The 24,918-nt window shown below is 70.2% G+C and carries 23 protein-coding genes, 1 pseudogene and 1 riboswitch; of the genes and pseudogenes, 6 read left to right on the top strand and 18 right to left on the bottom strand.

The window, feature by feature from the left end; genetic code table 11:
- Positions 1-19: 19 nt before the first annotated feature.
- Genes ribA through ribD form a run of 3 tightly spaced genes read right to left on the bottom strand, consistent with a single transcriptional unit; the run spans position 20 to position 3,103 of the window.
- Positions 20-1,279, bottom strand: coding sequence for a GTP cyclohydrolase II (gene ribA, locus ABD716_RS07110; protein WP_344775258.1), 1,260 nt, complete (start codon positions 1,277-1,279; stop codon positions 20-22).
- Positions 1,276-1,971 (bottom strand): riboflavin synthase, encoded by a 696-nt coding sequence (locus tag ABD716_RS07105; protein ID WP_344775256.1) that lies wholly within the window; start codon positions 1,969-1,971, stop codon positions 1,276-1,278. The genes ribA and ABD716_RS07105 overlap by 4 nt, the downstream gene beginning before the upstream one ends.
- 10 nt (positions 1,972-1,981) lie before the next feature.
- Positions 1,982-3,103 carry a bifunctional diaminohydroxyphosphoribosylaminopyrimidine deaminase/5-amino-6-(5-phosphoribosylamino)uracil reductase RibD gene (gene ribD, locus ABD716_RS07100; RefSeq protein ID WP_344775254.1) on the bottom strand — a complete coding sequence of 374 codons (1,122 nt, stop codon included), beginning with the start codon at positions 3,101-3,103 and terminating at the stop codon, positions 1,982-1,984.
- 69 nt (positions 3,104-3,172) lie between these two features.
- Positions 3,173-3,290: riboswitch (FMN riboswitch) on the bottom strand.
- A 105-nt stretch (positions 3,291-3,395) separates the two neighbouring features.
- On the opposite strand from ribD, the gene pnuC reads away from it, so the two are divergent.
- Positions 3,396-4,073, top strand: a complete 678-nt coding sequence (pnuC, locus tag ABD716_RS07095; protein WP_344775252.1) for a nicotinamide riboside transporter PnuC — start codon at positions 3,396-3,398, stop codon at positions 4,071-4,073.
- Between the two features lie 42 nt (positions 4,074-4,115).
- On the opposite strand, the gene ABD716_RS07090 is transcribed toward pnuC, so the two are convergent.
- From ABD716_RS07090 to ABD716_RS07060, 7 genes and pseudogenes are all read right to left on the bottom strand, one after another.
- On the bottom strand, positions 4,116-4,883 hold the full coding sequence (locus ABD716_RS07090; RefSeq protein WP_344775250.1) for an HAD family hydrolase: 768 nt from the start codon (positions 4,881-4,883) through the stop codon (positions 4,116-4,118).
- Positions 4,880-5,539 (bottom strand): GNAT family N-acetyltransferase, encoded by a 660-nt coding sequence (locus ABD716_RS07085; protein ID WP_344775248.1) that lies wholly within the window; start codon positions 5,537-5,539, stop codon positions 4,880-4,882. The genes ABD716_RS07090 and ABD716_RS07085 overlap by 4 nt, the downstream gene beginning before the upstream one ends.
- Before the next feature lie 25 nt (positions 5,540-5,564).
- A pseudogene (locus ABD716_RS07080) lies at positions 5,565-6,539 on the bottom strand (HNH endonuclease signature motif containing protein); the annotation flags it as partial.
- A 21-nt stretch (positions 6,540-6,560) separates the two neighbouring features.
- Positions 6,561-7,130, bottom strand: a complete 570-nt coding sequence (locus ABD716_RS07075; RefSeq protein ID WP_344775246.1) for a hypothetical protein — start codon at positions 7,128-7,130, stop codon at positions 6,561-6,563.
- 114 nt (positions 7,131-7,244) lie between these two features.
- Positions 7,245-8,252, bottom strand: a complete 1,008-nt coding sequence (trpS, locus tag ABD716_RS07070; protein ID WP_344775244.1) for a tryptophan--tRNA ligase — start codon at positions 8,250-8,252, stop codon at positions 7,245-7,247.
- A 75-nt stretch (positions 8,253-8,327) separates the two neighbouring features.
- Positions 8,328-9,170, bottom strand: coding sequence for an exodeoxyribonuclease III (locus ABD716_RS07065; protein ID WP_344775242.1), 843 nt, complete (start codon positions 9,168-9,170; stop codon positions 8,328-8,330).
- Positions 9,171-9,179: 9 nt separating this feature from the next.
- Positions 9,180-10,310 carry a YihY/virulence factor BrkB family protein gene (locus tag ABD716_RS07060; protein WP_344775240.1) on the bottom strand — a complete coding sequence of 377 codons (1,131 nt, stop codon included), beginning with the start codon at positions 10,308-10,310 and terminating at the stop codon, positions 9,180-9,182.
- Between the two features lie 99 nt (positions 10,311-10,409).
- Between ABD716_RS07060 and ptsP the strand changes: the two genes are divergently transcribed.
- The gene (gene ptsP / locus ABD716_RS07055; protein WP_344775238.1) at positions 10,410-12,059 is read left to right on the top strand and encodes a phosphoenolpyruvate--protein phosphotransferase; all 1,650 of its coding nucleotides are present in this window, start codon (positions 10,410-10,412) and stop codon (positions 12,057-12,059) included.
- 47 nt (positions 12,060-12,106) lie between these two features.
- Here the strand turns inward: ptsP and ABD716_RS07050 are convergent, their stop codons facing one another.
- The 8 genes from ABD716_RS07050 to ABD716_RS07015 form a co-directional block, all read right to left on the bottom strand.
- Positions 12,107-12,865: a ferredoxin reductase gene (locus ABD716_RS07050; RefSeq protein ID WP_344775236.1), complete on the bottom strand. Its 759-nt coding sequence runs from the start codon at positions 12,863-12,865 to the stop codon at positions 12,107-12,109.
- On the bottom strand, positions 12,862-13,452 hold the full coding sequence (locus ABD716_RS07045) for a sulfite oxidase-like oxidoreductase (protein WP_344775234.1): 591 nt from the start codon (positions 13,450-13,452) through the stop codon (positions 12,862-12,864). The genes ABD716_RS07050 and ABD716_RS07045 overlap by 4 nt, the downstream gene beginning before the upstream one ends.
- Positions 13,453-13,545: 93 nt before the next feature.
- Complete coding sequence (locus ABD716_RS07040; RefSeq protein ID WP_344775232.1) at positions 13,546-14,322, bottom strand: succinate dehydrogenase iron-sulfur subunit; 777 nt, start codon at positions 14,320-14,322, stop codon at positions 13,546-13,548.
- A complete protein-coding gene (gene sdhA, locus ABD716_RS07035; protein ID WP_344775230.1) occupies positions 14,322-16,157 on the bottom strand; it encodes a succinate dehydrogenase flavoprotein subunit in 1,836 nt (611 codons plus the stop codon). The genes ABD716_RS07040 and sdhA overlap by 1 nt, the downstream gene beginning before the upstream one ends.
- A gap of 23 nt (positions 16,158-16,180) precedes the next feature.
- Positions 16,181-16,615 carry a succinate dehydrogenase hydrophobic membrane anchor subunit gene (locus ABD716_RS07030; protein WP_344775228.1) on the bottom strand — a complete coding sequence of 145 codons (435 nt, stop codon included), beginning with the start codon at positions 16,613-16,615 and terminating at the stop codon, positions 16,181-16,183.
- Complete coding sequence (sdhC, locus tag ABD716_RS07025; RefSeq protein ID WP_344775226.1) at positions 16,612-17,034, bottom strand: succinate dehydrogenase, cytochrome b556 subunit; 423 nt, start codon at positions 17,032-17,034, stop codon at positions 16,612-16,614. Before sdhC ends, ABD716_RS07030 begins: the two co-directional genes overlap by 4 nt.
- A 136-nt stretch (positions 17,035-17,170) precedes the next feature.
- The gene (locus ABD716_RS07020) at positions 17,171-18,307 is read right to left on the bottom strand and encodes a magnesium and cobalt transport protein CorA (protein WP_344775224.1); all 1,137 of its coding nucleotides are present in this window, start codon (positions 18,305-18,307) and stop codon (positions 17,171-17,173) included.
- Between the two features lie 76 nt (positions 18,308-18,383).
- Positions 18,384-19,517 (bottom strand): glycosyltransferase family 4 protein, encoded by a 1,134-nt coding sequence (locus tag ABD716_RS07015; RefSeq protein WP_344775222.1) that lies wholly within the window; start codon positions 19,515-19,517, stop codon positions 18,384-18,386.
- A 110-nt stretch (positions 19,518-19,627) separates the two neighbouring features.
- Between ABD716_RS07015 and ABD716_RS07010 the strand changes: the two genes are divergently transcribed.
- From ABD716_RS07010 to ABD716_RS06995, 4 genes are all read left to right on the top strand, one after another.
- Positions 19,628-20,752 carry a mannose-1-phosphate guanylyltransferase gene (locus tag ABD716_RS07010; protein WP_344775220.1) on the top strand — a complete coding sequence of 375 codons (1,125 nt, stop codon included), beginning with the start codon at positions 19,628-19,630 and terminating at the stop codon, positions 20,750-20,752.
- Positions 20,753-20,882: 130 nt separating this feature from the next.
- Entirely contained in the window at positions 20,883-21,968 is a 1,086-nt protein-coding gene (locus ABD716_RS07005; RefSeq protein WP_344775218.1) for a BMP family lipoprotein, read from the top strand.
- Positions 21,969-22,066: 98 nt separating this feature from the next.
- Positions 22,067-23,587 (top strand): ABC transporter ATP-binding protein, encoded by a 1,521-nt coding sequence (locus ABD716_RS07000; protein WP_344775216.1) that lies wholly within the window; start codon positions 22,067-22,069, stop codon positions 23,585-23,587.
- Positions 23,587-24,918 (top strand): ABC transporter permease, encoded by a 1,332-nt coding sequence (locus ABD716_RS06995; RefSeq protein WP_344775214.1) that lies wholly within the window; start codon positions 23,587-23,589, stop codon positions 24,916-24,918. The genes ABD716_RS07000 and ABD716_RS06995 overlap by 1 nt, the downstream gene beginning before the upstream one ends.

The following is a 24,918-nucleotide window of genomic DNA, read 5'->3' as shown; positions in this document are numbered from 1 at the left end:
GACCCGGCGGGGTACGTGCTTACTGGTGCTGGTCGACGCCGAGGCTCTCGAAGAGGTGCCCCATGCGGTCGCGCTTGGTCTCGAGGTAACGGGTGTTGATGGCGCCGACGCCGACGACGAGCGGGACCCGCTCGTCGACCGTGATGCCGTGCGCCTCGAGCTGGCTCACCTTGTCGGGGTTGTTGGTGAGCAGCCGCACCGAGCGGACCCCGAGATCCTTCAGGATGTCGCCCGCGGCGGTGTAGTCGCGGGCATCCGCCGGCAGCCCCAGCGCGAGGTTCGCGTCGAGGGTGTCGAGCCCCTCCGCCTGCAGCTTGTAGGCACGCAGCTTGTTGATGAGGCCGATCCCCCGCCCCTCGTGCCCGCGCAGGTAGATCACGACGCCGCCGTCGCGCTGGATGGTGTCGAGTGCGGCATCCAGCTGCGGCCCGCATTCGCACTTGAGCGAGCCGAACGCCTCACCGGTCAGGCACTCGGAGTGCACCCGCACGAGCGCGCCGTGCGCGGCCGGGTCGCCCGAGATGATCGCGACGTGATCGGCGCCGGTCATGCGATCGCGGTAGGCGCGCACGCGGAACGGCCCGTGCGTCGTCGGAATCGCGGTCTCGACCTCGAAGGTCACACTGCTCGTCTCGGGGATCGGCGCCGCGGTCTCGAGCGGGCGGTCGCCGTGCACCTCGTCGAGGTAGTCGACGAGCGCCGCGATCGTCACGACCGGCAGCGCCTTCTCTTCGCCGAGCGCGATGAGGCCGGGCAGGCGCATCATCTCGCCGTCGTCGGCGACGACCTCGCCGATCGCGGCGACCGGGGTCAGGCCGGCGAGCTTCATGAGATCGACGGATGCCTCGGTGTGGCCGGCCCGCTGGCGGACTCCGCCATCGGCGGCGCGCAGCGGCAGCACGTGGCCCGGCCGGTTGAGCGAGTCCGGCGTCGACCGCAGGTCGGCGAGCACGCGCAGGGTGTGGGCCCGCTCGCCGGCGCTGATGCCGGTCGAGGCGCGGTCTGCGGCGTCGACGCTGACCGTGTAGTTCGTGCCCAGGGGATCCCGGTTGTCGACGACCATGACGGGCAGCTCGAGACGGTCGGCGATCTCGTTCGTCATCGGAGCGCAGATGAACCCGCTCGTGGTGCGGATCATCCAGGCCAGCCACTCCTGCGTGGCGAACTCGGCGGCGATGACGATGTCGCCCTCGTTCTCGCGGCTCTCGTCGTCGGCGACGATGACCGGCATTCCGGCCCGCAGCGCCGCGATCGCCTCGGGGATCGTTCCGATGCTCATGCGCGCGCCCCCTCATCGGGCTGGAACCCGATCGCGTGCGCGACCGACGTTCCCGTGTCGTCGGGCCAGCGGGCGCCCTCGTCGAAGGCGCGGAACTCAAGCATCCGCTCGACCTGCCTGGCCACGATGTCGGTCTCGAGGTTGACGAGATCGCCGGGCACGCGCTGGCCCAGCGTGGTCGCCGCGAGCGTCTCGGGGATCAGCGAGACCTCGAACCAGTAGCCCTCGAGCGCGCCGCCGCCCACCGCGGAGACCGTGAGCGACGTGCCGTCGATCGCGATCGACCCCTTGCGGGCGACGAGCGGCGCGAGTTCGGGCGTGAGCGAGAGCCGCACGACGCGCCAGGCGCTGCCGTCGGTCGTCGAGAGCACCACGGCGGTGCCGTCGACGTGCCCCTGCACGAGGTGGCCGCCGAGCCTGTCACCGAGACGCGCCGCGCGCTCGAGGTTCACGTGCGTTCCGATGCCTGCCTTGTCGAGCGTCGACATCTCGAGCGTCTCGCGCATGACATCGGCGGTGAACTCGTCGCGCTCGAGGGCGACGACCGTCAGGCATACGCCGCTCACCGAGATCGAGTCGCCGTGCTGCGCGCCCTGCGTGGCGAGCGGCCCGCGCACGGTGATGCGCGCCGCGTCGCCGTACTGCTGCACGCGCGTGATCTCGCCGATCTCTTCGATGATTCCGGTGAACATGGGTCTCTCCTTACTTCGCTTCCGCTGGTCGACTCGGCGATGCCGTGCCGTCCGCTGGTCGACTCGGCGAAGCCGTGCCGTCCGCTGGTCGACTCGGCGAAGCCGAATGGAGACCGGCAGCTGCGGGTCGCGCGGTGATCAGCAGGTCGTCGCCGAGGCGCTCGACGCTGCCGAGTTCGAGGCGGCGCTGCTCGTCGATCGAGCCGACGCCGAGGTCGGTGAGGGCGGCACGCGGGCCGCCGATCAGGGTGGGGGCGAGGAAGATCGCGAACTCGTCCACGAGTCCGGCGGCGACGAACGCGCTCGCGAGCGTCGGGCCGGCTTCGACGTAGAGCGAGCGGATGCCCCGCTGCTGCAGCTCGTGCAGAGCAGCGCTCAGATCGCGGGTCGTCAGAACGATGGGGCGCCGGGGATGCCGCAGCACGGCGGCTCCCGCGGGGATGTCGCGCAGCCCCAGCACGACGGGAACGGGCTGGCGTTCGCGCAGGCCGCCGTGGGCGTCGCGCGCGGTGAGGCTCGGGTCGTCGGCGAGCACGGTGCCGGTGCCGACGAGGATGGCATCGTGGGCGGCACGCTGCTCGTGCACACGCTCGCGGGCTGTCGGGCCCGTGATCCAGCGGCTCGTGCCGTCGGCCGCGGCGGTGCGCCCGTCGAGGCTCGAGGCCCATTTGAGCGTGGTGCGCGGGCGGTTGTTGCGCACGGCGAAGAGCCAGTCGGCGAGGAATCCCTCGGCCTCGTCCTCGAGCACGCCGCCCGCGACGTCGACGCCGGCGGCGCGCAGCCGCTCCGCACCGCCGCGCGAGCGCTCGCCGGGGTCGGCGACCGCGTAGACGACCCGGGCGACGCCCGCCGCGATGAGCGCCTCGCTGCAGGGGCCGGTGCGGCCGGTGTGGTTGCACGGCTCGAGGGTGACGACGGCGGTGGCACCCTGTGCCCGGCCGCCGGCGAGCTTCGAGAGCGCATCCACCTCGGCGTGCGCAGTGCCCGCGCCGCGGTGCCAGCCCTCTGCGATCACGTCGCCGGCGGGGGAGAGGACGACGCAGCCGACCCGCGGATTGATGCCGTGCGCCGGCCCGAGGGCGGCGAGCTCGAGCGCGCGCCGCATGGCGGCTTCGATGCGCTGCTCGTCCATCTGTTCCCTTCGGGCCTTCCGCTCGGCTCGGGGGACGCGGACGCGACAACCGCGCGCCATCGCGGCGCGCCGTGTCTCCTCCCATCCGGACTTTAACCGTCGGCACCGGAATTCCACCGGCTCAACCCCCTGCGGGGCTCGCGGACTATCACCGCCGGTTCGGACTCTCACCGACCCCGGAGCACGTATTGCGCAACCATCGTACCTGCGCCGCCTATTCCCTGAGCGTGCCGATGTCATCCGCCGCCACTTCCGGGAATGGCGCACACGCCGCCGCTCGTTACCATCGACCGTGGATCTCGTTCGCTGGCTCTTCGACGCCCAACTGCACATCGGCGACCAGACGGTGCTGTGGCGCGAGGTGATCGGCAACCTGTTCGGGCTGCTCAGCGCCCTCGGCGGCATGCGCCGCAAAGTGTGGGCCTGGCCCGTCGGCATCGTCGGCAACGCGCTGCTGTTCACCGTGTTCCTCGGGGCGGTCTTCGACACCCCGAACCCCGTGAATCTGCTCGGCCAGGCCGGCCGCCAGGTGATGTTCATCATCGTGTCGATCTACGGCTGGGTGCGCTGGACGCGACGGGAATCGACGCGCGGCGAGCGGGTCGCCGTCACACCGCGGTGGGCCTCGTGGCCGGTGCGCCTCGGGCTGGTCGCGGGCATGCTGGGCGGCACGGCGGTGCTCACGCCCCTCTTCCGCGCTCTCGGCTCCTATGAGCCCGTGTGGTCCGATGCGTGGATCTTCGTCGGCTCGCTGCTCGCGACGTACGGCATGGCCAAGGGCTGGGTCGAGTTCTGGCTCATCTGGGTCGCGGTCGACATCGTGGGCGTGCCGCTGCTGTTCAGCGCGCACTATTACGCGTCGGCCGCGATGTATGTCTTCTACGGAGCGTTCACGCTCACCGGCTTCTTCGTCTGGTGGCGCGAACGGGCCCGCATCAACCGCGAGGCCGCGCTGCTCGCCTCGGCGTGAGCTGGCACGTCACGTCGGTGGCGTCAGGTCAGCGGCGTCAGGTCAGCGGCGCGCGGTCGCCACGCCGAGCACGCCGAGCAGTTCGGTGAGGGACACGATGCGGCGGATGTCCCAAGCCGCGGCATCCGCCTCGAAGGCGCCCCAGCCGCGCTCGTCACGGTCGATCCAGATGCCGGTGAGACCGGCGGCCGCAGCGCCCAGCGCATCGACGCGCACGCGGTCACCGACGTAGACCGCCTCGCTCGGTGCCACGCCGAACAGCTCGACGGCGTGGGCGAAGATGCGCGGGTCGGGCTTGGCGACGCCGAGCTCGCCCGAGGCGATCACGTGCTCCATGCGGGCGGTCGCGCCGATCTTCTCGATCTTGCGTTCCTGCAGGGCGAGCACGCCGTTCGTGATGATGCCGAAGCGGATGCCCGGCAGGGCGGCCTCGAGCGCGTCGAGCGTTTCGTCGACGTCGTCGTAGGCGGCCCACGCGGCGCGGTACTCGTCGTGATAGCCGCGGAACCAGTCGAGCGCGGCCGCGTCGTCGGCGGGCGGCTCGGCGCCGAAGCGGCGTGTGAAGTCGCGGGCCCTGGCGCGGCGCTGGCCGTCGTAGTCGATCTCGCCGGCCAGATAGCGCTCATAGTGCAGATCTTCGGCGGCCTGCCACGCCGCGACGATGTCGTCGGCGCCGACGGAGTCATACGGGGCGCCGAGCGCAGCCGTGTGCGCGAGGATGCCGCGCCGAAACGCCCCGGGGTGGTCGAACAGGGTGCCGTCGAGATCGAAGAGCACGACCCGGGGGCCGCGCGTCTGCGCGCCGGTCATGCGTCGGCCGCTTCGGCGGTCGCCTGCTCGCCAGGCGCCTGCTCGCCGGTCGCCTGCTCGCCGGTCGCCTGCTCGGCGTCTGTCGGCCATGCCAGGTAGGAGGCAGTCGTCCCGTCGTCGCCGGCACGGCGACGGCCGTGCCAGTGATCGGGGTGCGAGCCGTCGCGCGCCGCGACCTGCGACGGGCCGATGCCGGTGAAGCGGAAGCCGGCGGCCTTCGCGGTGTGCGCGGAGGCATAGTTGCCGATCGCGCACTCCCAGTGCAGCGTGGCCGCCACCCCGCCCTCGAGCGCCCAGTCGCTGACCGTGCGCACCGCTTCGGCCATCAGGCCGCGCCCGCGGTGGGGTGCGCCGAGCCAGTAGCCGACATCGAGCGACTCGGGGTCGGTCGCCCGCCGGCGGTGCAGGCCCACGACGCCGAGCAGCGGGCCGTCGGCGCTCTCGCGCAGGGCCCAGATGAACTCGCGGCCGAGCTCCCAGCCGGTGGGCACGATCGTGCCGAGGAAGTGCTCGGCGTCCTTCCGGAGATAGGGCCACGGCGTCGTGAGGTATTCGAGGAACAGCGGGTCCTGGCAGTACTCGAACACGCGGTCGGCGTCGCCGAGCACCGGCGTCGAGAGCACGAGCCTCTCGCTGCGCAGCACAACGGGTTCCATCGGCTCCACGCTATCCGCTCATCGATCACGTCTGCCTCCTGCTCAGGTGCAGCTGCACCTGAACGCCGGATTTCGAGTGCAGTCGGGCCGCCACTTTGCCGGGCCAGTAGAGCCAGTACTCGGAACCGCGTCGTTCGATGCGGGCGGCGAAGTCGTGCAGCAGTTTGTGGTGTCGTCGGCACAGGAGCACGCCGTCGCGGACTTCGGACTTGCGGTGGCTGGGGTGTGCCGCCCAGGGGTTGACGTGGTGGTACTCGCAGTCTTCGGGTGGGCGGTCGCAGCCGGGGTAGAGGCATCTGCCGTCTCTCTTGGCGATCGCGCGGCGCTGTTTCCGGGTGAAGTAGCGCTGGTCTTTGCCGATGTCGATGGCGTGGCCGGTCTCGTCGAAGAGGGCCGGGGTGTACCCGCGGTCGCACAGCATGCGCAGCGCGTCGGCGGCGGTGATGGGTTCGTCGCGGCCGTCGATCCACGCGATGCCACCGTCAGGGCCGGGGCAGTCGGCGCGGTTGATTCTGAAGGCGGCGCCGGTGTGCGCGGCGCCGGGGCAGGCGGCGTGGTCGCCGGTCAGATGGCGGCGGACGGCTGCCTCGGTCTCGCGGGCTTTCTCGAGATCGCCCGTGGTGACGGCGACCATGACCTGCGGCTCGTGCGACCTGAACAGGTCGCCATTGTCATGTCTCACGGCGCGGTCGACGAGGTCGACGAGCGTGTCGACCTGGAGCTGCTCGTTGGTGCGCGCATCGTGTTCGAGCTCCTCGGCCCTGGCGATGTCGTCGCTCTTCGTGAACCGGGGGCCGCCGAAGCGGGGCGACAGCAGACGTCTGATCGGCCCGTAGAAGCGCGCGTCGGATTCGGGATCGAGATCGATGTCGTAGTGCGCCATTCCGGAGGCGCGCACGACGCGTCTGAACGAGCGCAGCTCGTATCTCTTCTGCGCTTCGGTGGCAGCCAGCGCCGAGTCGAGCGACCCGCGCATGCGGTTGGCGGCGCGCCCGACGTCCTCGGGGTTCCAGTGCCCGACTCAGCAGTCGCCGATCAGCTCAAGCACGGCGCTGCGCCACGCTTCGGCGAACTCAGGCGCACGAGGCGTGCCGAGCCCCGTGCGCAGCGCATCGGCCTGCGCCGCAGACAACCAGCCGTACCTGAGCGCGACGGCGACCGGCGCAGCCCACGAGCCGTCGAGCGCCCGTAGCAGCTCGATGGAGCGCGCTGGCGGCGCTGGTTCGCTCTCGCCCGGCTCGGCCACGGGCAGCGGCGCGACGGCCTCGGCTGTCTCGAGCAGCCCGCCGACGCGGATCAGCCGCGCGGCCTCGTCGCGCCGCACCCCGATCAGGTCTTGCACGAGCCCCGCGCCATCTGTGAAGCCGTTGCGTGCCGCCAGCCCGTCGGCGCCGAGCTCTCGCGCGCAGCGGCGCTCGATGTCGGCGGCCAGAACGGCGATGGACTCGTCCAGCTGCGACCTGATGCCGCCCAGCAGCCGAGCCGCCTCGACCTCTTCCGCCGCCGAAAGCCCGTCGGGATCGGACCCGCACGGCAGTGACCCGGCTACCACCGGGGCCAGGCTGCGCAGCGCATCGATCACCGAGGACATGCCAGCAAGCTACCTCTGGCCACCGACATTCAGACCCGAACATCCGAAACTGTGTACGAACGGCCTAAGCGCGCCCTGTGGGCGGAAAGACCCGCGCAGCAGACTCGAGCGGACTCAGCCCCGCGGCAGGATTCCGACCGCGTCGTAGACGCGCGCGAGCGTCGCCTCGGCGACCTCGTTCGCCCTGGCCGCGTTGAGCGCGAGCAGGCGGTCGAGCTCGGCCGGGTCGGCGAGCAACTCGAGCGCACGGGCGCGCACAGGCTCGAGCTCGGCGATCACGGCGTCTGCCACGGCTCGCTTGAAGTCGCCGTAGCCCTTGCCGGCGAACTCGCCCTCTGCCGCCTCGACCGACGAGCCGGTGATCGCCGTGTAGATCTCGAGCAGGTTCGTGACGCCGGGCTTCGACGCCCAGTCGTAGCGCACCTCGGCGCCCGTGTCGGTGACGGCGCGCATGATCTTCTTGCGCGTCACCGACGGCTCGTCGAGCACCCAGATCAGCCCCGCGTCGGTGGCCGCCGACTTCGACATCTTCGAGGTCGGCTCTTGCAAGTCGTAGATGCGCGCGCCCTCTTCCGGGTACTTGCCGGCCGGCACAGTGAACACCTCGCCGAACCGCGAGTTGAACCGCTCGGCGAGGTTCCGGGTCAGCTCGACGTGCTGCTTCTGGTCGTCGCCCACCGGCACCACCTCTGCGTCGAAGAGCAGGATGTCGGCGGCCATCAGCACCGGGTAGTCGAACAGGCCGACCGTGGTTCCCTCGGCGCCGAAGCGCTGCGACTTGTCTTTGAACTGCGTCATGCGGCTCGCCTCGCCGAAGCCCGTGATGGTGTTCAGCACCCAGGCGAGCTGCGCGTGCGCGGGCACGTGCGACTGCACGTAGAGCGTGGACTTGCCCGGCTCGACCCCTGCGGCGAGGTACTGCGCGGCGAGCCCGCGCGACGCGGCCGCCAGGGTCTTCGGGTCGAACGACGCGTTCGTCAGAGCGTGCAGGTCGACGATCGAGAAGAACGCGTCGTATTCGTCCTGCATGCCGCGCCACTGCAGCAGAGCACCGATGTAGTTGCCGAGGTGCAGCGAGTCGCTCGAGGGCTGGATGCCCGAGTAGAGGCGGGGCTTGGTCATGCGGGTTCCTTGCGTTTCACAGTTCAGATGAGGGCGAGCGGATGTCTGGCGGGCCGCCCTAGCTAAGAGGAGTTCCTACAGCGTGTAGTCGACGACGACCGGCGCGTGGTCGGACCAGCGCGCGTCGTAGCTGGAGTAGCGATCGACGGCGTACGCGGTGGCCTTCTCAGCCAGTTCGGGCGTCGCGACCTGGTAGTCGATGCGCCAGCCGGTGTCGTTGTCGAACGCCTGGCCGCGGTTCGACCACCACGTGTACGGCCCGTCGACCTCGCCCGAGAACCTGCGGCCCAGGTCGATCCAGCCGAGGCCGGCCTTGCCCGTGTTGTAGCCCTCTTCGTCTTCCGCGCCGAAGATCTTGTCGAAGTACCTGCGCTCTTCGGGCAGGAAGCCCGCGCGCTTCACGTTGCCCTTCCAGTTCTTGATATCGAGGGTGCGGTGGCCCACGTTGAGGTCGCCCATGAACACCGACAGCGGGTTGTGCTCGCGCAGCTCGGGCAGTCGCTTCAGCAGCGCGTCGAGGAACTTGTACTTCTCGACCTGCTTCGGGGTGTCGACCTCGCCGGAGTGCACGTAGGTCGAGACGACCGTCACGATCGTTCCGTCGACGTTGTAGTCGGCCTCGAGCCAGCGGCCCGCCGAGTCGAAGTCGTCGTCGCCGAAGGTCACGCGGTGGATCTCGGCCTTGTTCCGGCTCGCGAGCGCGACCCCGGCACGGCCCTTGGCGGTCGCCTCGTCGTGCAGGATGTTCCACTCGGGCCCGAGCAGCGCAGAGAGGTCGTCGACGGTCGCGCGCACCTCTTGGATGGCGATGATGTCGGCGCCGCGGCTGTTCACCCAGTCGCCCATGCCCTTGCGGTAAGCGGCGCGGATGCCGTTCACATTGACCGATGCGATGCGCAGGGACGTGGATTTCGCCATGGGAAAAGCCTAGTCGGGGCGTCCGACATGCTTGCGGTCGGGGTCGTTGGCGGTCACGATGCGCAGGTGCCGCAGGGCGCGCAGCAGCAGGCGACGCGCGCGCCGTCGCCGGCGCCACCCCGTGACCCGCTCATGGACCTCGTTCGCCGTGCGCACCGCGCGCCGGGCATCCTCGAGATCTCGCTGATACTCCTGCCGCAGCCGCTCGTGCGCGGCCTCCTCCGCCGACATCCGGCGGGCGGACATACCGCGATCCTCCATGCCGACGGCGATCCAGGATGCCGCGATCAGGATCACCTGGCAGACGAAGTTGAACCACAGCAGCAGACCGACGAAGACCGCGAACGAGGCGAGCAGCGGGTTCCGGGACGCCCCGCGCAGCAGGTAGCTGCTCGCCTGGCTCAGCACGGCGAGGGCGACGGCGCCCATCGCCGCGCCGACGATCAGGTTGCGCCAGGGGATGTAGAGGCGCGAGAGCACCCGGTACATGGCCGCGAGCGTGCCGAAGTTGATGAGCAGAGAGACGGCGACCGTGAGCCCGTAGACGCCCACGCGCGACGGCGTGGAGTCGGGGTCGAAGCCCATGTAGTCGAGGATCTGCTCGAGCAGCTGCGTCGTCAGCAGCGCGATGAGCGCCGACGCGATCAGCCCGAGCCCGAACACCAGGGCCTGCACCGAGTCGATGGCCTTCTGCACGAAGAAGTTGCGCTGGTCGTTGCCGACGTCGAAGATCACGCGGATCGCCGTGCGGGTCGCCCCGAGCCAGCCGAGCGCGGTCCAGACGAGGCCTGCGAGGGCGATGATGCCCGTGACCGACAGCGTGCGGTTGGCCGTGTTGATGATCTCGCTCGAGATCGCGCCGCTCGGGCCGATCAGGTTCGGAACAGCCTGGTTCACGAGGATGACGAGCTGGCCGTAGACGGCCTGGTTCGATGTCACCCAGATGCCCGCGACCGAGAACCCCACCCACACGGCTGCGAAGATCGCGAACAGCGAGCGGTACGCCATTCCTGCCCCGAGCAGCGGCCCGTTGGCGTCGCTGTAGCGCTGGATGACGCGAGCCGGCCGCGTGCGCTGCGCGCGGTCGACGACGTCCTTCACCTGCTCGACGGCGGTGTTGGTCGTCTCGCGGACCTCCATGGTGATCATCTTCCCCGGTCGCCCGGGGTTCCGGCGCCCCGCGACCGCGTGCCGCGAGCGGCGGATAAACTCGTCCGCCGAGGCACCAGAAGGAGGAGCATGCGCATCAGCGGCATCGGCGTCGGTCGCGGCGTCGCCGTCGGCGAGGTGCTGCGCATGGCCGAGCCCGTCGCCGAGCCGGCGGACGCGCCGCGAACCGGGGATGCCTCGTCCGAGCGCGCGCGCCTGCTCGCCGCCCTCGCCGAGACCGCGGCGGAGCTCTCGAGCCGCGCCGCCCTCGTCGACGGAGCCGCGCGCGACGTGCTCGCGGCGCAGGCGCTCATGGCGCAGGACCCGACCGTCATCGACGACGCCACCGCCCGCATCGACGCGGGGCAGTGCGCCGAGCGCGCCGTGTTCGACGCCTTCGGCGGGTACCGCCGCATGCTCGAGGCCGTGGGCGGGCTGATGGCCGAGCGCGCGGCAGACCTCGAGGACGTCTGTCGGCGTGCGGTCGCACGGCTGATGGGGGTCGGGGTGCCGCAGGTGCCGGCATCCGATCGCCCCTTCGTGCTCGTCGCCCACGATCTCGCGCCGGCGGACACGGCCGCGCTGGATCTCGACAAGGTGCTCGCCATCGTGACGGCGGCGGGCAGCCCGACCTCGCACACGGCGATCCTCGCCAAGCAGCGGCGCCTGCCGGCGATCGTCGGCGCCTCCGGGTGCGACGAGCTCGCAGACGGCCAAGTGGTCGTCGTCGACGCCCCGGCTGGCGTCGTGGTGACCGATCCGAGTCGTGCCGAGATCGACGGCGTGCGCGCCGCGGACGACAGTTCCGCGCCGTGCGCGCCGACTCCGGGTGCCCTCGCGGACGGCACCGCCGTTCCGCTGCTCGCCAATCTCGGCGACGCGACGGATGCCGCGGCCGCGGTCGCCCTCGGCGCAGAGGGCGTCGGCCTGCTGCGCACCGAGTTCCTCTACCTCGACTCGCAGGCGGCGCCGTCGGTCTCCGAACAGACCGACCGCTACGCCGAGGCGTTCCGGCCGTTCGCTGGGCGGCGGGTGCTCGTGCGCGTGCTCGATGCGGGCGCCGACAAGCAACTCGCCTTCCTCGGGCACGTGCACGAGGAGAATCCGGCGCTCGGGCGGCGCGGGCTGCGCGCGCTGCGCGAGCACGAGAGCGTGCTGCGCGACCAGCTGCGGGCGCTCGTGGCGGCGCGTGAGCTGACCGGTGTCGAGCTCGGGGTGATGGCGCCGATGGTGGCGGATGCCGATGAGACGGCGTACTTCGTCGAGCTCGCCCGCTCGCTCGGCGTCGGCTCGGTCGGCATCACGGTCGAGGTGCCGTCGTCGGCCGTGCTCGCCGACCAGCTCGCTCCGCTCGTCGACTTCATGTCGATCGGCACGAACGACCTCACGCAGTACACGCTGGCGGCCGACCGCATGCTCGGTTCCGTGGCGGCCTTCCAGGACCCGTGGCACCCCGCGGTGCTGCGGCTCGCGCGGCTCGTCGGCGACGCGGGGCGCGCGGCGGGGGTGCCGGTCGGGGTGTGCGGCGAGGCCGCGGGCGACCCGCTGCTCGCCGTCGTGCTGCTCGGGCTCGGGGCGACGGAGCTCTCGATGTCGCCCGCACTGCTCGGCGAGGTGCGGGCCGAGCTTCTGCGGCACACGCTCGCCGAGGCGCGCGAGCTCGCCGCGCTGGCGCTCGCGCAGCGATCGGCCGCCGACGCGCGCGCGGTCGTCACGAAGGCGGCCCGCACGCACCGCTGAGCCGCTTTCGTGACGACAGGGACCGCTGGCGCCCCTGGCGGGCGCCCTCAGCCTCCGAAGCGCTCCGTCTTGATGCGGTCGGGGTCGAATCCGTCGTCGATCAGCCGGTTCGCGACGGTTTCGACGAAGGCAGTGGGGCCGCAGATGAAGAAGCGCACGTTCTCGTCCATCGCCGCCATCGCGACCTCGTCGCGGGTGAGGCGACCGGGCGGCCGGGTCACCTCGGGCGGCGCCTCCCGCGTGTAGAACAGCATCAGCTCGAACGGCGCCTCGGCGTCGGCCGCGAGCTCGTGCAGCTCGTCGCGGTAGATCACGCGGTCGGGGGAGCGGACCGAATAGAGCAGCGTGAAGGGCACCCGGCTGCGCAGGAGTCTGTGCCGGCGGGCCATCGCCATGAGCGGCACGACGCCCGAGCCGCCGGCGATCAGCACCACGGGCGACTCGTCCTCGGGGTGCCACACGAACCAGCCGCCGACGGGGCCGCGCACCTCGAGCTGCTCGCCGAGCTGCACGCCGCGCACGAGGTAGGGGCTCACTTCGCCGTCCGCGAGCTCCTCGACGGTGATCTCTGCCTCATCGCCGCCCTCGGCGCTCGCGAGCGAGTACGAGCGCTGGGCGGTGTACCCGTCGGGGGCGGTGAGGCGGACGTCGATGTGCTGCCCAGCGAGCTCGGAGCCGAGGCCCGGCGCGCGCAACCGCAGGGTGCGCGCGGCATCCGTCTCGAATCGCGCAGCGATCACCTCGGCGACCCGCCACGTGTTCGCTGCGCGATGCTGCGCGTCGGTGGCGGCGCTCGCGTCGCTCACCAGTAGCGCTGCTCGAGCCAGGGGTCGCCCCGCAGGTGATACCCGTTGGACTCCCAGAACCCGGGCTGGTCGTTCGGGATCAGCTCGAGGCCGCTCACCCACTTCGCGGACTTCCAGAAGTACAGGTGCGGCACGAGCAGCCGGGCGGGGCCGCCGTGCTCGGGCGCCAGCGGCTCGCCGTCGAACTCCCACGCGACCCAGGCCTTTCCGCCGAGCAGGTCGGCGAGCGGCACGTTCGTCGTGTACCCGCCGTAGGAGTGCGCCATCGTGTACTGGAACTCGTGTTCGACGCCTTCGAAGAGCGTGTCGATCGCCACGCCGCGCCAGGTGGTGCCGAGCTTCGACCAGCTCGTGACGCAGTGGATGTCGGTCGTCACCTCCTGCTGGGGAAGGGCCATGAACTCCGCCCAGTCCCAGACCTTCTTCTCGCCGCGGCCGAGATCCAGGGTGAACGTCCACTGATCGGTGCTGACGCGGGGCGTGGGGCCGGCCGAGAGCACGGGGAAGGACTCGGTCAGGTACTGACCGGGTGGCAGCGACGGGTCGCTGCGGCGTCGGCCCAGGAAGCCGGACGAAATGAGCGCCATGGCCTGAGCGTAGGGGCACAGCGAAATCGTCGCCACCTTCTGCGGCATCCTCGCGATCGAGGCGGCAGAAAGTGGCGACGACTGGGGTGGCGACTAGCGGCGGCCGCGGATCACGGCCTGCTTCACCTCGGCGATCGCCTGGGTGATCTGGATGCCGCGGGGGCACGCCTCGGTGCAGTTGAAGGTCGTGCGGCAGCGCCACACGCCCTCCTTGTCGTTCAGGATGTCGAGGCGCACCTGCGACTCGTCGTCGCGGGAGTCGAAGATGAAGCGGTGCGCGTTGACGATCGCGGCCGGGCCGAAGTACTGGCCGTCGGTCCAGAACACGGGGCACGACGAGGTGCATGCCGCGCACAGGATGCACTTGGTGGTGTCGTCGAAGCGCTCGCGGTCTTCGGGGGACTGCAGGCGCTCCTTGCCCTCGTGGGTCGGCTGGTGCGACTGCAGGAACGGCTGGACCTCGCGGAAGGACTCGAAGAACGGGTCCATGTTGACGATCAGGTCCTTCTCGAGGGGAAGGCCCTTGATCGCCTCGACGTAGACGGGCTTCGACAGGTCGAGGTCCTTCATCAGGGTCTTGCACGCCAGGCGGTTGCGCCCGTTGATGCGCATCGCGTCGGAGCCGCAGACGCCGTGGGCGCATGAGCGTCGGAACGAGAGCGACCCGTCCTGCTCCCACTTGATCTTGTGCAGCACGTCGAGCACGCGGTCGGTCGAGTAGACCTCGACGTCGTAGTCGACCCAGCGCGGCTCGCTGTCGACCTCGGGGTCGTAGCGGCGGATGATGACGGTGGCCAGGATGACGTCGATGGCCGGCGCCGCGCTCGCGGGAGCGGCACCGTCGTTGATCGTGTCCGTTGCAGTCGACATCAGTACTTCCTCTCCATCGGCGGGTACAGCAGCTCGCCGTCGTCGCCCTTCACGAAGACCACCGGCTTGTAGTCGAGCTTGATGTGGTCCTCCGGGTCGGGCGACGTCGCGTCGCCCGTCAGGTAGGCCATCGTGTGCTTCATCCAGTTCTCGTCGTCGCGCTTCTGGAAGTCCTCGCGCATGTGGCCGCCGCGGGACTCCTCGCGGTTCATCGCCGAGTAGACGACGACCTCGGCGAGGTCGAGCAGGAAGCCGAGCTCGATCGCCTCGAGCAGGTCGGTGTTGAAGCGCGAGCCGCGGTCGTGGATGCCGATGTTCTTGTAGCGCTGGCGCAGGTCGTGGATGATGTGCAGCATCTCGCGCAGCGAGTCCGCCGTGCGGTAGACCTGCGCCTTGTCGTCCATGTTCTCCTGCAGGGTCTTGCGCAGGGTCGCGATGCTCTCGCTGCCGCTCGCGCCCCTGACCTGCTCGACGAGCGTGCGCACGCCCTTCGCCGGGTCGTCGGGAAGCGGCGTGAAGTCGACGCCCTGCACGTACGCGACGGCGTTCTGACCGGCGCGCTTGCCGAAGACGTTGATGTCGAGCAGCGAGTTGGTGCCGAGGCGGTTCGAGCCGTGCACCGAGACGCAGGCGCACTCGCCCGCGGCATACAGGCCGGGCACCGGCGTCGTGTTGTCGAGCAGCACCTCGGCGTCGGTGTTGGTCGGGATCCCGCCCATCGCGTAGTGGGCGGTCGGCATCACGGGCACGGGCTCGACGACGGGGTCGATGCCGAGGTACAGGCGCGCGAACTCGGTGATGTCGGGCAGCTTCGTCTCGAGCACCTCGGCGCCGAGGTGGGTGCAGTCGAGCAGCACGTAGTCCTTGTTCGGGCCGGCGCCGCGCCCCTCGCGCACCTCCTGCACCATGCAGCGGGCGACGATGTCGCGCGGCGCGAGGTCCTTGATGGTCGGCGCGTAGCGCTCCATGAAGCGCTCGCCGCTCGCGTTGCGCAGGATCGCGCCCTCACCGCGCGCGCCCTCGGTGAGCAGGATGCCGAGGCCGGCCAGGCCGGTCGGGTGGAACTGGAAGAACTCCATGTCCTCGAGGGGCAGGCCGCGGCGCCAGATCATGCCGACGCCGTCGCCGGTCAGGGTGTGCGCGTTCGACGTGGTCTTGAACATCTTGCCGAAGCCGCCCGTGGCGAAGATGACGGCCTTGGCCTGGAAGACGTGCAGCTGGCCCGAGGCGAGCTCGTAGGCGACGACGCCCGAGACCTTGCCCTCGGTGTAGAGCAGGTCGAGGGCGTAGTACTCGTTGAAGAAGTTGACGCCGAGCTTGACGCAGTTCTGGAACAGCGTCTGCAGGATCATGTGGCCCGTGCGGTCGGCGGCGTAGCACGCGCGGCGCACCGGGGCCTTGCCGTGGTCGCGGGTGTGGCCGCCGAAGCGGCGCTGGTCGATCTTGCCCTCTGGGGTGCGGTTGAAGGGCAGGCCCATGTTCTCGAGGTCGATGACCGCGTCGATGGCCTCCTTGGCGAGGATCTGCGCGGCATCCTGGTCGACCAGGTAGTCGCCGCCCTTGATCGTGTCGTAGGTGTGCCACTCGGCGTTGTCCTCTTCGACGTTCGCGAGGGCCGCGGCCATGCCGCCCTGGGCGGCGCCCGTGTGCGAGCGCGTGGGGTAGAGCTTGGTGATCACGCCGACGCTCACGGACGTGCCCTGCGCTTCCTCGGCCGCGGCGATCGCGGCGCGCATGCCGGCGCCTCCTGCGCCGATGATCACGATGTCGAACTGGTGGTGGTGGACTCCGTCGACGACGGCGGCCTGTGCCTCGGGGGCGTGTGCGTCGGTCACGTTCTCGTTCTCTGTTCGGTTCTCTACTTGCAGAAGCTCAGGCTGGGGTCGGTCGGGCACGGGTCGAAGGCCGTGACCGTGTAGGTGCCGAGGATCAGCAGAATGATGACGGCGAGCAGGATGCCCCACTTGAGCACCCGGTTGATCGTCTGGTTGTGCGCGTAGTCGTTCACGAGAGTGCGCATGCCGTTGCCGCCGTGGATGAGGGCGAGCCACAGCATCAGGCCGTCCCAGATGCGCCAGAACGGCGAGGCCCACTTGCCGGCGACGAACGCCCAGTCGACGGCCTTGATGCCGTCGCCCTGCACGAGGTTGACGAAGAGGTGGCCGAAGATCAGGACCACGAGCACGACGCCCGAGATCCGCATGTACATCCAGCCCCACTTCTCCCAATTGGTGCGGCTCTTCTTCCGCTGAGCGGGGGTCTGGGGGGCGCGGGGCGCGTCGATGGTCGTCATGAGTGGCTCGGCTCCGTGAAGACGTTGTGCAGCTGGATCGGCAGGAACCCGGCCATGAGGACCACCCAGATCGCGACGACGATCCAGAACAGCAGGCGCTGGTGGCGGGTCGCCCAGGTCCACAGGTCGACCGCGATGATGCGCAGGCCGTTGACCGCGTGGAAGCAGATGGCGGCGACGAGCGCTGCCTCGCCGAGCCCGAGCAGCGGGTTCTTGTAGGTGCCGATGACGGCGTTGTATGCCTCTGGCGAGATGTTCAGCACGACCGAGTCGAGCACGTGCACCAGCAGGAAGAAGAAGATCGCGACGCCGGTGATGCGGTGCAGCACCCAGGACCACATGCCCTCGCGGCCCCGATACAGCGTTCCACCCAGCCGAGAGGGCCTCGGCGTGGGGGCTTCGATCGTCTGGCTTGACACGGACAACCCTCCCTGGCGGTGCGAACGGGTGCTGCGGTGCATCCGTCTCTTGCGGCATCAGTCTAGGGCGCGCGCCCCGGCGACCGTCACTAAGGCCACCCTAATTTGTCTCGACGTCAAGACAAATCGGGCCCGATCAGAGCCAGTTGCGGCGCCGGAACCAGAAATACAGACCGAAGCCCAGAACGAACATCAGGAACACCGCGAACGGGTAGCCGAGCACCCAGTGCAGCTCGGGCATGTCCGTGAAGTTCATGCCGTAGATGCTCGCGATGAGGGTCGGCGCGAACAGGATCGCCGCCCACGCGGAGATCCTCTTCGTGTCCTCGCCCTGCTGGTGGCTGAGCTCTGAGAGCGCCTGCATGCGCGCGTTCTGCCGCTCGCTCACGAGCGTCGCGTTCACGGTGAGGATGTCGCGCAGCATCGAGCGGAATCCGTCGACGCGCTCGTTGACGACCGTGAGGTGGTCGGCGACGTCGCGCAGGTTGCGCTGCAGCTCCTCGTTGACGTGGTACTTCTCGGCGCCCGCCTGCAGGTTGTCCACGACCGTCGCGAGCGGATGGATCGCGCGCTGGAAGTCGATCACCTCGCTCGAGAGCTCGTAGATGCGCCGCGAGACCTGGGCGTCCTGGCTGTCGAACACCTGGCTCTCGATCTCGTCGATGTCGTTGGCGAGACCGGCGACGACGGGCGCGTACTCGTCGACGACCGTGTCGATGATCGCGAACAGCACCGCCTGCGTTCCCATGGCGAGCAGCTCGGGGTCGGCCTCCATGCGGCGGCGCACGTGCGAGAGGTCGGGCGACTCGCTGTGGCGCACCGTGATGACGAAGTTCTGGCCGACGAACAGGTGCAGCTCGCCGAAGGCGACCTCTTCGGGCACGTCGAGGTAGTCGGCGGCGCGCAGCACCACGAAGAGCGTGTCGTCGTAGCGCTCGAGCTTGGGGCGCTGATGCGCCGAGATCGCGTCCTCGACGGCGAGCTCGTGCAGGTCGAACTCCTCGGCGAGCGAGTGGATCTCGGCCTGCGACGGCCGGTACAGCCCGATCCACGCCATCCCGCCCGGGGTGTCGTGCAGCGCGCGGAACGTCTCGGCGAGCGAAGTGGGCGAGGCGACGCGGATGCCGCCCTGATAGATCGCCGAGTCGACGATGGTGCGCCGCCCGGGCCTGGGGGGAGTGGGCGCCGTGCTCGGCGCCGACGGACTCGACGCCGCGTTCCGACGACCTACGAACGGCATCGACGGCAGGACACGGAGTCTGCGCTGAGCCATGAGCGATACACCTCCCCGGGACGCACGGACGGCTCGGGCATCCGCCCTCGCCAACCCTTGAGGGTACCCCCGGCGCCTATGCGGGGACCTGCGCGGGCCGAGGCACCTGCGCGCGTGCTGCTTCGTAGTGCGCGAACAGCTCGCCGCAGATGTCCGCCCACGAGCGCCCGAGCACCGCGCGGCGCCCGGCCTCGCCGAGGCGCCCCCTCAGCGCGCCGTCCCCGACGAGGGCCCGCACCTGGTTACGCAGCTCGTGGTCGTCGCGGAACAGGAAGCCGTCGGCGCCGTACTCGACGAGATCGAGCGGGCCGCCGGCAGCCGGGGCGACGACCGGCAGGCCCGACGCGTGCGCCTCCTGCACGGTCTGGCCGAAGGTCTCCTCCTCGCCGGTGTGCACGAACACGTCGAGCGCGGCGTAGGCGGCCGCGAGCTCGTCGCCGGCGAGCCGGCCGAGATAGGTCACGGGCAGCGGGCGCAGGGCCCTCTGCACGGCAGGCATGGCGGGGCCGTCGCCGACGACGGCCAGGCGCATGCCGGGGATGCCGCGCAGGCAGCGCAGCCGCTCGACCTGCTTCTCGGGGGCGATGCGCCCGATGTAGCCCACGACGACCTCGCCGCCGGGGGAGAGGAACTCGCGGTAGCGCCTGGCGAGCGCCGAGCCGCGGTTGTTCGGGTGGTAGCGCTCGAGGTCGACGCCGCGGCCCCAGCGGCCGAGCCGCTCGAAGCCGGCCGCCTCGAGGTCGGCGAGCGACGAGGTCGACGGCGCGAGCGTGAGCGTCGCACCCTCGTGCACCCACTTGAGCAGGCGCCAGACGGCGCCCTGCGCGAGACCGAGTCGATTGCGGCGCGCGAAGCCCGCGACATCCGTCTGATAGATGGCGACGGATGCCACGCCCAGCCGGTTCGCGGCCGCGATGGCCTGCGCGCCCAGCAGGAACGGGCTCGCCGCGTGCAGCACGTCGGGACGGAAGTCGGCGAGCAGGCGCGCCACCTGCGGGTTCGGCAGGCCGACGGGGAACTGGCGGTAGGCCATCGCGGGCACGGTGTGCACGGGGAATCCGGCGTATTCGGTCGGCACCTTGGGCGTCGCCGGGCTGATCACCATCGCCTTGTGCCCCGCTGCCGCGAGCTGCTCGAGGACCCGGCACACACTCGTCGTGACGCCGTTGACCGTGGGAAGAAAGCTCTCGCTGACCACAGCTACCCGCATGGTGCTGAAGTTAAGAAGGCATCGTGGCGGCGCGGTGAACCTGCTGTGAACCGCGGAAGCACACCGGTGTAACTTCGACGGCGCAGGAGCGCCCTCTAGGCTTATGCGTCATGGCCAGCACCAGCGATGCCCTGTCTCGTTTCCACGCCGTGATCCCGGCCGGCGGGGTGGGCTCCCGGCTCTGGCCGCTGTCGCGGGCCGAGGCGCCGAAGTTCCTGCACGACCTGAGCGGTAGCGGGCACAGCCTGCTGCGCGACACGTGGGACCGGCTCGTCCCGCTCAGCGGCAATGACCGCATCATGGTGGTCACGGGCCGCGCGCACCGCGGCGCCGTCGAAGAGCAGCTGCCCGACCTGACCGACGCCAACATCGTGCTCGAGGCCGACCCCCGCGACTCGACGGTCGCGATCTGCCTGGCCGCGGCGATCCTGCACCGCCGCGAGCCCGATGTCATCATCGGCTCCTTCGCCGCCGACCACATCATCAGCCAGCTGAACCTGTTCGAGAGCGCCGTGCGCGAGGCCGTGCGGGTCGCGGACGCCGGGTACATCGCGACCGTCGGCATCCGCCCGACCGAGCCCGCCGTCGGCTTCGGCTACATCAAGCAGGGCGCACCGCTCGGCGTCGAGGGGGCCCCGAGCGGCCGTGCCGTCGAGTCGTTCGTCGAGAAGCCCGATCTGGCGACGGCCCGCGGCTACCTGCGCGACGGCGGCTACCTGTGGAACGCGAGCATGTTCGTCTCGCGCGCCGACGTGCTGCTCGACGAGCTCGCGAAGACCAAGCCGCAGCTGCACCGCCAGATCCTCGACCTGGCGTCCGTCTGGGACGAGCCGAGCAAGCGCGGCCCCGCCGTCGACCGCATCTGGCCGCGGCTCGAGAAGGTCGCCATCGACTACTCGGTCGCCGAGCCGGCCGCCGCGCAGGGCCGCATGGCGGTCGTCCCCGGGCAGTTCCGCTGGGACGACGTCGGCGACTTCGCCTCGCTGGCCAAGGTGAACTCCGGCGGCCGCAAGGCCGAGCTGGCGATCCTCGGCGAAGACGCCCGCGTTCTCGCCGACGCGTCGAGCGGCATCGTGGTGAGCCAGTCGAAGCGCATCATCAGCCTGATCGGGGTCAAGGACATCGTCGTGGTCGACACCCCGGATGCGCTGCTCGTGACGACGACCGAGAACGCGCAGCGCGTGAAGTCCGTCGTCGACGCGCTGAAGCTGCAGGGCTCGACCGACGTCCTCTGACCCGGCAGATGTAACGGCCGCATTAAGAACAGCCGATCTGGCACGGGGCACCCCCGGCGATTAGGTAGCTTCTTCTGGTGCCCCCGCATGCACCCGCGCGGCACCCTGCAATACCTGTGGAGGGGTAAAAGTGAAGAACACAGCACGGAAGGCGATCGTCTCGGCGATCGCCGTTGCGAGCGGCGTGGCGCTGCTCGCCGGTTGCGCCCAGGCGCCGTCTGAATCCGGCGACGGGTCGACCGCGGCCAAGAAGGATTTCCTGCCCTGCATGATCTCCGACTCCGGCGGCTTCGACGACCACTCGTTCAACGAGCTCGGCTTCAACGGCCTGGTCAGCGCCTCGAAGTCCCTCGGCGTCGAGTACAAGAAGGCCGAGTCGAAGACCGACGCCGACTACCAGCCGAACATCTCGAGCATGGTCGCGCAGAACTGCAACCTGATCATCACGGTCGGCTTCAACCTCGCCGACGCGACGAAGTCGGCCGCAGCGCAGAACCCCGACACCGACTTCGCGATCATCGACGACAACTCGATCACCGCTGACAACGTGCAGCCGATCATCTTCGACACCGCGCAGGCGGCCTTCCTCGGCGGCTACGCCGCGGCGAGCTACTCGAAGACCGGCACCGTCGGCACCTTCGGCGGTCAGCAGATCCCGACCGTGACGATCTTCATGGACGGCTTCGCCGACGGCGTCGCGTACTACAACAAGCAGAAGAACAAGGACGTCAAGGTCGTCGGCTGGAACGTGCAGAGCCAGAAGGGCTCCTTCACGGGCGGCTTCGACGCCAACGACACCGCGCAGAACACGGCCCAGGGCATCATCGACCAGGGCGCCGACGTGATCATGCCGGTCGGCGGCCCGATCTATCAGTCGGCGGCGACCGCGATCAAGAACTCCGGCAAGTCCATCGTGATGATCGGTGTCGACGCGGACGTGTACAACACCGACCCGTCGGTGCGCAGCATCCTGCTCACGTCCGTCATGAAGGGCATCGACCCCTCCGTGCAGGCGGTCGTGAAGTCGGCGGCCGACGGCAAGTTCTCGAACACCCCGTACGTCGGCACGCTCAAGAACGACGGCGTGGGCCTGGCTCCGTTCCACGACTTCGAGTCGAAGGTCGACCCGGGCCTGCAGGGCGAGCTCGACAAGATCAAGCAGGGCATCATCGACGGGTCGATCACGGTCGACTCGCCTGCGAGCCCCAAGTCCTGATCTCGTAACTCCTGAAGCGGCCGGCCGGGGGCGAACCCCTCGGCCGGCCGCTTTCTATCTGTCGCCCCGACCCCGGGCGGAAAGGTAGCGTTTCCCGTATGAAGCTCGAACTGCGCGGCATCACCAAGCGCTTCGGAAGCCTCACCGCCAACGATCACATCTCCCTCACCGTCGAACCCGGTGAGGTGCACTGCCTGCTCGGCGAGAACGGTGCGGGCAAGTCCACCCTGATGAACGTGCTCTACGGCCTGTACCAGGCCGACGAGGGCGAGATCCTCCTCGACGACGAGGTGCAGCATTTCGCCGGCCCCGGTGACGCGATGAAGGCGGGCATCGGCATGGTGCACCAGCACTTCATGCTGATCCCGGTGTTCACGGTCGCCGAGAACGTGATGCTCGGGCACGAGCAGACGAAGGGCCTCGGCCGCCTCGACCTCGCCGCGGCTCGCGCGAAGGTGCGCGAGATCTCGCAGCGCTTCGGCTTCGACGTGGACCCCGACGCCATCGTCGAGCAGCTGCCGGTCGGCGTGCAGCAGCGTGTCGAGATCATCAAGGCGCTCAGCCGCGACGCCAAGGTGCTCGTCTTCGATGAGCCGACCGCCGTGCTCACCCCGCAGGAGACCGACGAGCTGATGGGCATCATGCGCCAGCTCAAGGAGCAGGGCACCGGCATCGTCTTCATCACCCACAAGCTGCGCGAGGTCCGCGAGGTCGCGGACCGCATCACGGTCATCCGCCTGGGCAAGGTCGTGGGCGAGGCCTCGCCCACCGCGAGCAACTCCGAGCTGGCCTCGCTCATGGTCGGCCGCGCGGTCGAGCTCACGGTGCAGAAGGAGCCGGCCAAGCCGGCGGATGCCGCGCTGGTGGTCGACCACCTGACGGTGCTCGACGCCCTCGGCCAGAAGGTCGTGAACGACGTCAGCTTCCAGGTGCACGAGGGTGAGATCCTCGCCATCGCCGGCGTGCAGGGCAACGGGCAGACCGAGCTCACCGAGGCGCTGCTCGGCCTGCAGTCCCGCGTCGACGGCTCCATCACCCTCGACGGTGCCGAGCTCGTCGGCAAGGGCGTGCGGCAGGTGCTCGACGCGGGCGTCGGCTTCGTGCCGGAGGACCGCAACGAGGACGGCCTCGTGGGCGAGTTCACCATCGCCGAGAACCTCATGCTCGACCGCTCGTCGGGCGCGCCGTTCGTCAAGGGGGCCAACCTGCAGACCAAGGCGCTCAACGCCTTCGCGGAAGAGAAGGTGAAGGAGTTCGACGTGCGCGCGCAGTCGATCCAGACCCACGTCGGCCGGCTCTCCGGCGGCAATCAGCAGAAGGTCGTGCTCGCGCGCGAGCTGTCTCGCGAGCTGCGCCTGCTCGTCGCGGCGCAGCCGACGCGCGGCCTCGACGTCGGCTCGATCGAGTTCGTGCACAAGCGCATCGTCGCCACCCGCGACGAGGGCGTTCCCGTCATCGTCGTCTCGACCGAGCTCGACGAGGTGGTCGCGCTCGCCGACCGCATCGCCGTCATGTACCGCGGCGGCATCGTCGGCATCGTGCCGGGGGACACGCCCCGCGACGTGCTGGGACTGATGATGGCGGGCGAGGCGCCCGAGCTCGCGGGGGAGGCTGCGTGATGAGCGACCCCACGAACAAGGCAGAGACCACGTCGGATGCCCCGCAGCAGGCATCCCCGGCCGACTCGGCAGCCGCGCCTCAGCAGCCCGCGACCGCCCCGCAGCCCGCGGTGACCACGCGGGGCCAGCGGGCGCTGCGCGAGATCATGGGCGGCAGCTTCGTGATCTCGGTGCTCGCCGTGTTCCTCGCCCTCGTCGTCGGCGCGGTGCTCATCGCCCTGACGGACCCGGGCGTGCAGCAGGCCTCCGGCTACTTCTTCGCGCGGCCCGGCGACACCTTCCGGGCCATCTGGTCGGCGGTCGGCGGCTCGTACACGTCGCTGTTCCAGGGCGCGATCTTCAACACCGGCGCGTTCACCTTCTCGGCCGGAATCCAGCCGCTGATGAACACGCTGAGCGCGGCGACGCCGCTGATCTTCGGCGGGCTCGGCATCGCGCTCGCCTTCCGCATCGGACTGTTCAACATCGGCGGCCAGGGCCAGATCCTCATCGGCGGCGCCTTCGCCGGCTGGGTCGCCTGGTCCTTCCCGATGCCGTTCCCGCTGGCGCTCATCGTCGCGATCGTCGCAGGTATCGTCGGCGGCGCGGTCTGGGCGGGCATCGTGGGCTGGCTCAAGGCGCAGACCGGCGCGCACGAGGTGATCGTCACGATCATGCTCAACTACGTCGCGTTCTACCTGATCTCGTTCCTGCTGCGCACCCCGGGTGCGCTGCAGGCGCCGGGCACCAACAACCCGAAGTCGCCCGCGATCCCCGAGGCGGCGCAGCTGCCCGGGCTGTTCGGCATCCGCTACACGGTGACCTGGGCGTTCGTGCTCGCGATCGCCGCGGCGTTCGCCTACTGGTGGCTGATGAACCGCTCGAACCTCGGCTTCCGCTTCCGCGCCGTCGGCGAGAACCCCAGCGCCGCGCGCACCGCGGGCATCGGGGTCGAGCGCATGTACATCTACGGCATGGCGATCGCCGGCGGCTTCGTCGGCCTCGCGGGTGTCAACCAGGTGCTCGCCACGACGCCGGGCGGCTTCTCCTCGGGCTTCGACGCGGGCCTCGGCTTCGACGCGATCACCGTCGCACTCCTCGGCCGCTCACGGCCCCTCGGCGTGTTCGTCGCGGGCCTGCTGTTCGGCGCGCTCAAGTCCGGCGGCTACGTCATGCAGGCGGCGAACGGCATCCCGATCGACATCGTGCTCATCGTGCAGTCGCTCATCGTCCTGTTCATCGCGGCGCCGCCGCTCGTGCGGGCCATCTTCGGCCTGCCCACGCCGGGCAGCGCCCCGCGGCGCTCGCGTCGCGCGGCCGGCGCAGACCGCACCGTCGCGAAGGAGGCCTGA

The organism is Gryllotalpicola kribbensis, from assembly GCF_039538245.1.
GTDB lineage: Bacteria > Actinomycetota > Actinomycetes > Actinomycetales > Microbacteriaceae > Gryllotalpicola > Gryllotalpicola kribbensis.
Note: the sequence above shows the minus strand (reverse complement) of the source record. Positions and strands in the feature narration are given on the sequence as shown.